The sequence below is a fragment of the Microcoleus sp. EPA2 genome (genome assembly GCA_020882975.1).
Taxonomy (GTDB): Bacteria; Cyanobacteriota; Cyanobacteriia; order Cyanobacteriales; family Microcoleaceae; genus Microcoleus.
The window spans coordinates 98,627-107,305 of sequence record JAHRFD010000024.1 but is presented as its reverse complement, the minus strand read 5'-3'; the positions used below and the strand labels follow the sequence as shown (position 1 = coordinate 107,305).

Here is an 8,679-nt window from a genome sequence, read left to right as displayed (position 1 = left end):
CGGTGGGGCACACCGAAATCAACGCTTGGGGACAGACCGATCTCTACTCTTTGATGGCAGCATCAACGAGCAAATCGACTGATTGATCCAAGAATCCCCGCGCCTTCAAGGCCGGGGAGTGTCAACTAATCTGGCGGCTGTAAGGAAGTATTTTCCCAAACAACCCGGTTTCTGAGTCCCCATGCGTCCAAGACTGAATATGCTATATTGAAGCCGGGATAGCGAAAAAGTTACAAGCTATAGTTTGGGTTTTATATACCCGACTGGTGCGCCTACCTTTGGTTGGAGCGTATACCGCTAGGTACTTTTAACTATATTGTTTGATTAGCTCAGTTGGTAGAGCGATCGGCTTTCCGAAGTGTCACAGGTTCGAGTCCTGTATCAGCCCCACAAAGTTAGCTCAATTGGTAGAGCGAATTGACTAATAATCAATTTGTAACAGGTTCAAATCCTGTACTTTAAAAAACCCTGGCCCTGGGTACGGACACTTTGTTAAGGACAAAGCAGCTTAATCGTTTGTGTTAATTACTCTGTCGTGCAAGTGTTTGTTAGCAGTAAAGGAGCTAGCGCAACTGTATCTCTCCCTGATTTGAGTGTGTTCCTTCGCGTTGCTTGCATTTGGTTTTCCTGCGGGGATGCTGGATTGGTGGGGCGATCGGCGTATTTGAGCATTACTATTTTTTTCGAGATTACCGAAAGGTGATTTAGCAGAAGTAGTGACAATCTTAATCCAGTCTAGGAGACTCTGAATGCCCGCATCTGAACTGTAAACACTTGCACTTGACAGAGTTTAAAAAAGTATTGTAGTATGAGTAATACAGCGAAATTCAAAAAAGGCGATCGATATTGGGATTAAATCTGGTTCGCTGGTTCCGTTCGCCCAAATTATATATTAAAATTTCTATGTGGAAAACCTTTTATATCCAACCTAACCAAATTGGAATCTTATATCATCGCAGCGACTTTAAGAAATTTTTGCTGCCCGGTACATACACTTATTTTCGTAGCGATTTGAACTTAAAAAGCTACGATCTAAATCAGCCAGAAGCTAAGATTGACAACTTAGAACTGTTACTAAGAAACCACGGAACCGAATTACAAGAACATCTCTCGATTGTCAGAACCGCATTCAATCAAACAGCTTTAGTTCGTTTGGGTCAAACTTGGATAAGTGTTTTACCTAATCAATTGCGGGCGTTTTGGCGCGGTTTTATTGAAGTAGAATCTCATGTTTTCAATTTAGACGAGAGTTTGGAATTGCCTGGTGAGTTTGTGCAAAAAGTGCGATCGCTCACTTTTTTGCAAGGACTGAAAAACTTCCAAGTCTCTGAGTATGAACTAGGTTTGCTGTACGTGCAGAATAATTTTGTACGCCCTCTAGAATCAGGAGAATACACTTTTTGGTCTGTGGATCGAAATGTGGCAGTTAAAACTCTGGAGCGAAATATTCCTAATCCTGAATTTCCCCAAGCAAATGTCCTAATTGAAAAACATCCCGATTTTGTAGCAGCCTACTGCGAACTCGTCCAATTACTGGGTCATCAAATTGCGATCGTGCGCGATCGAGGAAAAGTTATTGCTTTTTTGCCACCGACAAGCCGCCAGCTATTTTGGCAAGGTGTGGAAGTCGAAATCATTGACATCAATACTGATGTTAATTTAGACCTCCGTTTAATAGCTGAGTTGGTTGCTGGTTCCCCAGAAGCTCTATCAACCTGTGCCAAGTATTTGCATCTTTGTGAAGTTCCAGCACAGCACGTTGGACTATTGTATATAAACCAAGAGTTTCAATCGCAATTGCCACCAGGAATTCATGCTTGGTGGAAGTTTGGGCGCTCTTTTCAAACGGAAGTAATTGATTTGCGCTTGCAAAATATTGAGGTATCTGGTCAAGATATCTTGTCAAAGGATAAAGTACCTTTGCGCTTGAATTTGACGGCTGGATACCGCATCCGAGATCCGCTGATGGCAAAAAATGGCTTGTCCGATATTACGGGATTTTTGTACAAGGAATTGCAGTTTGCTTTGCGCGGTGCGGTGGGGGAACAGACTCTGGATGGGTTGTTGGATAGCAAAGGTGCGATCGATCGCAGTATATCTGAATACATCCGCGCTAAAACCACAGATTATGGTATTGAAGTCGATTCTGTGGGTGTCAAAGATATTATTTTACCTGGTGAAATTAAGGCGATTTTGAGCAAGGTTGTGGAAGCGGAAAAATTGGCTCAAGCAAATGGAGTTAGGCGCAGGGAGGAGACTGCGGCTACTCGGAGTATGTTGAATACTGCGAAGGTGATGGAGGATAATCCTGTGGCTTTGCGCTTGAAGGAATTGGAGGTTTTGGAACGGATTGCGGAGAAGATCGACCGGATTCAAGTTAATGGGAGTTTGGATAATATTTTGACTGATTTGATTCGGATGAATCGGGAGTGATATAGCAATTCTAAATCATTTGTGAATTTCTTACTCCCTCCCCTTAGTAAGGGGAGGGTTGGGGTGGGGTAAAAAATTTACGACTCCTGCAAGGATTGCTATAGATATTTAGACTCGGCGATTGAAATCGCCAGAAAGTCAAACGAAGCTATTTAGACTCGGCGATTGAAATCGCCAGAAAGTCAAACGAAGTCCGCCTCCGCGGACTGAAAGAAAGAATAAAGAAATAAATTAACCCGAATTGGTATGATATTCTCGTAAATACCATATCTGCATAAAATAAGTAATTTAGATGACCGCAACAGATTCTACTAAGCACCAAAAATCCAAAGCCCTCAAACCGGGTAGTCGCCGCCCTGCGAAAGAACTTTGCAGCGAGTGCGGTTTGTGCGATACATATTACATCCATTATGTCAAGGAATCTTGTGCTTTCTTAACACAGCACATCGCAGAACTGGAAGCAGAGATTCACGGGCGATCGCGCAATCTCGATAATCCAGACGATTGGTATTTCGGAGTCAGTCAAAACATGATGGCGGCTCGGAAAAAAGAGCCGATAGAAGGCGCTCAATGGACGGGAATCGTTAGCACAATTGCGATCGAAATGCTCGAAAAAGGCATTGTAGAAGGCGTTGTTTGCGTCCAAAACACCAAAGAAGACCGCTTTCAACCGATGCCGATAATTGCGACAACTCGCGAAGAAATTCTGGCTGCAAAAGTCAACAAACCAACTCTTTCTCCCAATCTTTCTGTATTGGAACAAATCGAAAAATCTGGGATGAAGCGGCTGTTAGTAATTGGGGTGGGATGTCAAATTCAAGCTTTGCGAACTGTCGAGAAAAAACTGGGTTTAGAAAAGCTCTATGTTTTGGGAACTCCTTGTGTGGATAATGTTAGTCGCGCTGGGTTGCAAAAATTCCTAGATACGACTAGCCGTTCTCCCGAAACAGTTTTATCCTATGAGTTTATGCAAGACTTTAACGTTCACTTCAAACACGAAGACGGTTCGGTGGAAAAAGTGCCGTTCTTTGGATTGAATACTAAGGAATTGAAGGATGTTTTTGCTCCTTCTTGTTTGAGCTGTTTTGATTATGTCAATTCCTTGGCAGATTTAGTTGTGGGCTACATGGGTGCACCTTTCGGTTGGCAGTGGATTGTGGTGCGAAATGATACTGGACAAGAGATGCTAGACTTGGTAACGGCTCAACTAAACACTCAGCCGGTGATGTCTCAGGGAAACAGAAAAGAGGCTGTGCAGCAAAGCATTCCGGCTTATGAAAAAGGGGTGACTTTGCCGATGTGGGCGGCGAAGTTAATGGGGGTTTTTATTGAGAGAATTGGACCGAAGGGTTTGGAATATGCTAGGTTTTCTATTGATTCTCATTTCACTCGCAATTATCTCTACGTGAAGCGGAATTACCCAGATAAATTGGAGGCTCATGTACCGGAATATGCTAAGCGGATTGTGGGTCAGTATAAGTTACCTAACGTTTAGGTAAAAGTAGGGTGCGTAGCCTGAAACGATGATGGCGATGTGCCGGGATTCAGTAGCGACGCACCTTACGGAATTAATAGGATTTGCTATGAGCTGCGGGCAAAGACAACTGAGGTGGAGTTTTAGGATAGTTTATTTCGCCGGAAATCACCGCCGGTTCTTGGGAAAGTAAAAACTCACGAATTACCCTAGCCACTGCTCTTTGAGCTAAACCGCCTACTACTTGTTGGCCCATATTTTGCACTTCTGGTTTCACTAACAACTGGGGAAGTAGTTGTAATACTTTCATGCTGTCAAAACCGGGGGTTGATTGCAAAATATCCCAAATTCGTTTGATGTGTTCTAGGTTTTTTTGTTCCGTTTGTGAAACAATCGGTGGATTTGGTTTGATTCCAAACCATTCGCCGACTACTGATTTAGCCTTAGCAAAGGCGTTGTTGGAAAGTGTGTCGAGACTTTTGACTAATTCCAGGACTATGCGATCGCGAATAAAGTCTCCTCTTTGAGAAAATAAATAGTCTAATGCTTGGTTCAGGATTTTGCTGATGTCGTAGTCTTCGCTATCGCGGGCATTGTTGAGTAAGTTTTCTAACCGATTCCAACGGAATTCTCCTTGTTTGAATAACAACTCTTGCAGAGATGTTCTCAATTCTGGCGCGGGGTCGCTCAACAGCCGTTTGGCGACGTAGGGATAGGCTTTGCTGAGGACTTTAAATTCGGGGTCAACGTTAATTGCAATGCCTTCTAAGGTGACGAGCGATCGAATAATCAAAGCATAGTAGGCTGGAACTCGGAAGGGATATTCGTACATCACTGCCGATAGTTCGTCTGTAATGCTTTTGAAATTGAGTTCGGCGACGCTAGCACCCAAAGCATTGTTAAATACTCTAGCTAAGGCGGGAATAATGGGTGTTAAATCGGTGTCAGGTGTTAAAAAATCTAACTTGACATAATCTTTGGCTAAACCTTCAAAGTCGCGATTCACCAAATGGACTACAGCTTCTAATAGGCCGTATCTTTGATATGGTTTCACTTCGCTCATCATGCCGAAGTCGAGATAAGCTAACTTACCGTCGGGAGTTGCCAAAAGATTGCCTGGATGGGGGTCAGCGTGAAAAAACCCGTGTTCCAGGAGTTGTCTGAGGGAGCATTGCACCCCCACTTCAATTAAGTAAGGAGCGTCGATTCCTTGAGCTTTGACGGCTTCTAAATTGGTGAGTTTGATGCCGGTAATCCACTCCATTGTCAAGACGCGGCGGCGGGTATATTGCCAGTAGATACTGGGAACGTAAATATCTTTAAGGTGGCCGTAGAGTTCTCTAAAACGTTCGGCATTTTGTCCTTCGTGGGTGTAGTCCATTTCTTCGTAAATGCGTTCGCCCAATTCGTCCATAATTCCTGCGAGGTCGCTGCGAATCATTTTGAAGTTGTTTTGTGCCCACAGTGCGACGCGCCGCAGGATGTAGATGTCTAAACCAATGTTTTCGGCTAAGCCTGGTCGTTGGACTTTGATCGCGACGGTTTCTCCGGTTTTGAGTTTGCCTTTGTAGACTTGTCCGAGAGATGCTGCGGCGATGGGATCGGGGCTGATTTCTGCGTAGATTTCTCTGGGGTGGGCACCCAATTCTTCTTCTATAAATCTATATGCTACTTCGTTGGGAAAGGGTGGTAATTGGTCTTGCAGTGTTGTGAGTTCTTCTAAATATGCTGGGGGTACTAAGTCTGGTCTGGTTGAGAGTGCTTGTCCAATTTTGATGAAAGCTGGGCCTAGTTGACTGAGAATTTCTCGTAGTCTGGCGGCGCGGCGCTTTTCGTTGGTGGCGGTGCGTCCTGTTTTGCCGTCGAACCACAAACTGAAGGTAAAGCCGAAAAATGTCCAAATCACACTCAGTAGTCTTCCCCAGACTTCTAGAGGGCGATTTTTGTATTCGGCTGCGATCGCCACTGGATCGTATCGAACAGCTTCTCCGGCTAACTCGAAAGCTATGTCTCTGGCTGATTTGAGGACTTCGGAGGTTACGGTGTCTGTCTCTATTGCGACTGGTACTGCGGGCAGGGGAATGGTGTTTGGATCTTTGAGATTGCCGAGTAGAGGCTGAGTCGCATAATTGGCATAAGTTGGCGGGGAGGCTGGCGATACAGTCTTGACATTCATAACTCAGACCTAGTGTGAAGCATTGTAAACACATTGTAACAATTTAAGGAAGAAGGAAGACGGAACAGGGAAAAAGCAGATTTTGGCAATTGTCCCCTTCTTCCTCTGTGCCTCTGGCTCAACTTAAGCCCATCTCTGTGCTACTCGTGGCTTAAGTTGAGGAGTCGATCGCGAATTCCTGAGAGTTGCAATTGGGTGTTTACTGGCGATCGAGGTTGAGGTATTTCCGTATTGGGCCAGTGGGCTAAGTCGTTACAGGGACAGCACTCGGCGGGCATTCCCGAATCGCGGAAGGGTACGGGCATGGCACAACGGGCGCAGGGACTGATTTCCCAAGCAGGTGTCAGTAGTTCGCCTATGGTTTCCTTTGTGCCTTCGAGATAACAGTCTCCGCTGTCGGGGGAGACTATTTTTTGCCAGCATTTTTCAAATTCTTGACTGTAGCGATCGCCGGCAATTACTGGTTTGGGCAGCAGTGCTTCGGAACCGTTGCGAATTAATACTTTTTTGCCTAGCTGAAACCAGTAAGCAATATATTTTCTCACTTCATATTCTGATGCCATAGCTTTTATTCAACCTTTCAAGCAATTGTTTATTGTAGACTTTCCTGTTTCATTTTTAACCTATTTTAGCAACAATAAAACTTCCTCCTTAAGGGGTATGTCTGGAAACAAAGTCTTGATTTTGTTTGGCAATTTAGGTCCTGTGGCTAGGGAGATATTTATGGAGGAATAATTATCTCAGGTAGAGTTTTTTGTGAAGGTGGAGTATTTATCTGATTTTAACTCATTGTGTGGAGTTTGAAACTTATATTTTCTCTAAAGTCGATCGCCCGTCGGAGTGTTATTTGGTAGCTGGAAGCCTTGTACCCAGAGCGGTGAGATTCAAGGCGTAACCTCCGGTGGCGAGATAAACACCATCGGCGATCGCCCCGATGTGGCGGACAAGAGTGCCGAGGCGATCGCGAAACAGCCTTCCCGCTGGATAAGCAGGCACTACTCCCCATCCGGTTTCCTCTGCTACAAAAATTACATCGGCCATGGCGGAGTGCAAACTAGCAAGCAAATCTTGTTGTGTCTGCTCCCAAACAGTGGGTTCTTCTTCCAAAAGATTTGCGGTCCAAGTTCCGAGGGAATCAATTAACAAGCAATTTGAGCGATCGGTCGATCTTATAACTGCTGACAAGTCCCGGAGCACTTCTAGAGTTTTCCAATCAGGGGGACGGCGATTTTTGTGACGCTGAATGCGATTTTGCCATTCCCGATCGGCCTGGTTAACCTCACCTGTAGCCACATAAATTACTGATTTTCCCGAATCGGCTGCCAGAGTTTCTGCTAATTCACTTTTGCCGGATCTGGCGGGCCCAGTTACTAAGATTATTTGTCTTAAATCACGGATTTTAGTCATTAGTTAATTGTTATTTATGGGTGGTTATTTGTTAGTTTAATTTACGTTGAGTAATTCCCAAGAGTCATTTTTAAGGGATAATAACATTAATGACACAAGATCGGACTAACTCGATCGACAACCCTAGCAATTGAGATGCTGTTATTTATGTCAAAACCTCAGATATCAGCAATAATTTGTACCCACAATCGTCACAGCTATCTAGGTGCTGCGATCGACAGTTTACTGGTGCAGGATTTTCCTGACAACTTTGAAATAGTGGTAGTGGATAATGCTTCTAGCGATTTTGAAACTCCTGGTAGCTCAAAAACGCTAACCCGCCAAGTGGTAGAAGCAAGACTCCCTAATCCCCTACTCAAGTACATTTGGGAACCAGAACTAGGTTTGTCAGTAGCCCGCAACAGGGGCGCGAAGGAAGCTGGCAGTGAAATTTTAGCCTATCTCGATGACGATGCCGTGGCCGAGTCCGATTGGCTCAGGGTGCTATACAGTGCCTATCAAAGCAATCAAAAATTGGCCGTAGCCGGTGGTAAAGTCAATTTGCTGTGGCCTTCTGGAGTCAGCCCTCCCAATTGGCTGTCCGCCGGATTGGCCCAAAATTTGGGAGCATATGATTTAGGAGAAAAGTGCATCTACATAACGGTGGCCGGATTGACTCCCAGGGGTGTAAACTACTCAATCCGACGCTCTTTTTTACAACAAATTGGCGGTTTTGATGTCAAACTCGGTAGAATCGGCAACAAATTGTTGTCAAATGAAGAATTGCGGGCCACAGAACTAGCATTAGAGCTAGGTTGGCAAGTAATCTATGTACCGGAGGCTTTAGTGCTTCACAATGTAGATCCCTCGCGACTGCACAAAGCTTGGTTTATCGAGCGCGGGTGGTGGCAAGGCATCAGCGAGTGTTACCGGGAACAATTGTGCGATCGAGCCGGTATCAGTCAGCTTTGGCGCGGGGGCGAAAGAATACTCAGGGGTGCCTACAAGTCTTTTAAATACATTAAAAACCCAGGACTGCGCTTTGAAAATTTGGTTTTTGTCTGGGGTCAAATTGGTTATTTAAGTGCAGCCGTCCGTGGCATAATTTTTCCACCGAAATCGACCCAGAGGCATTAGGCTATAGGCAATATCCCTTGCTGTGTAGGGTCCCGCGGCGGTGCCGATCGCAATTTTATCCATCACAACTCGA

The 8,679-nt window shown here is 44.9% G+C and carries 6 protein-coding genes and 1 tRNA gene; 4 read left to right on the top strand and 3 right to left on the bottom strand.

Annotated elements, in window-relative coordinates; genetic code table 11:
- Positions 1 to 318 precede the first annotated feature (318 nt).
- The 3 genes from AAFP14_RS19725 to AAFP14_RS19715 all read left to right on the top strand — a co-directional run bounded on the left by AAFP14_RS19725 (position 319) and on the right by AAFP14_RS19715 (position 3,928).
- Positions 319 to 388 (top strand) — tRNA-OTHER (locus AAFP14_RS19725).
- A gap of 515 nt (positions 389 to 903) precedes the next feature.
- Positions 904 to 2,433: a slipin family protein gene (locus AAFP14_RS19720; RefSeq protein ID WP_341733909.1), complete on the top strand. Its 1,530-nt coding sequence runs from the start codon at positions 904 to 906 to the stop codon at positions 2,431 to 2,433.
- 292 nt (positions 2,434 to 2,725) lie between these two features.
- Complete coding sequence (locus AAFP14_RS19715; RefSeq protein ID WP_341733908.1) at positions 2,726 to 3,928, top strand: Coenzyme F420 hydrogenase/dehydrogenase, beta subunit C-terminal domain; 1,203 nt, start codon at positions 2,726 to 2,728, stop codon at positions 3,926 to 3,928.
- 73 nt (positions 3,929 to 4,001) lie between these two features.
- Here AAFP14_RS19715 and AAFP14_RS19710 read toward each other — a convergent pair whose 3' ends face one another.
- The 3 genes from AAFP14_RS19710 to cobU all read right to left on the bottom strand — a co-directional run bounded on the left by AAFP14_RS19710 (position 4,002) and on the right by cobU (position 7,490).
- Positions 4,002 to 6,083: an ABC1 kinase family protein gene (locus tag AAFP14_RS19710; protein WP_341733907.1), complete on the bottom strand. Its 2,082-nt coding sequence runs from the start codon at positions 6,081 to 6,083 to the stop codon at positions 4,002 to 4,004.
- A gap of 140 nt (positions 6,084 to 6,223) precedes the next feature.
- On the bottom strand, positions 6,224 to 6,646 hold the full coding sequence (locus tag AAFP14_RS19705) for a hypothetical protein (protein ID WP_341733906.1): 423 nt from the start codon (positions 6,644 to 6,646) through the stop codon (positions 6,224 to 6,226).
- Positions 6,647 to 6,926: 280 nt separating this feature from the next.
- Positions 6,927 to 7,490 (bottom strand): bifunctional adenosylcobinamide kinase/adenosylcobinamide-phosphate guanylyltransferase, encoded by a 564-nt coding sequence (gene cobU, locus AAFP14_RS19700; RefSeq protein ID WP_341733905.1) that lies wholly within the window; start codon positions 7,488 to 7,490, stop codon positions 6,927 to 6,929.
- A 147-nt stretch (positions 7,491 to 7,637) separates the two neighbouring features.
- Between cobU and AAFP14_RS19695 the strand changes: the two genes are divergently transcribed.
- A complete protein-coding gene (locus AAFP14_RS19695) occupies positions 7,638 to 8,606 on the top strand; it encodes a glycosyltransferase family 2 protein (protein ID WP_341733904.1) in 969 nt (322 codons plus the stop codon).
- The last annotated feature ends 73 nt before the right edge of the window (positions 8,607 to 8,679 follow it).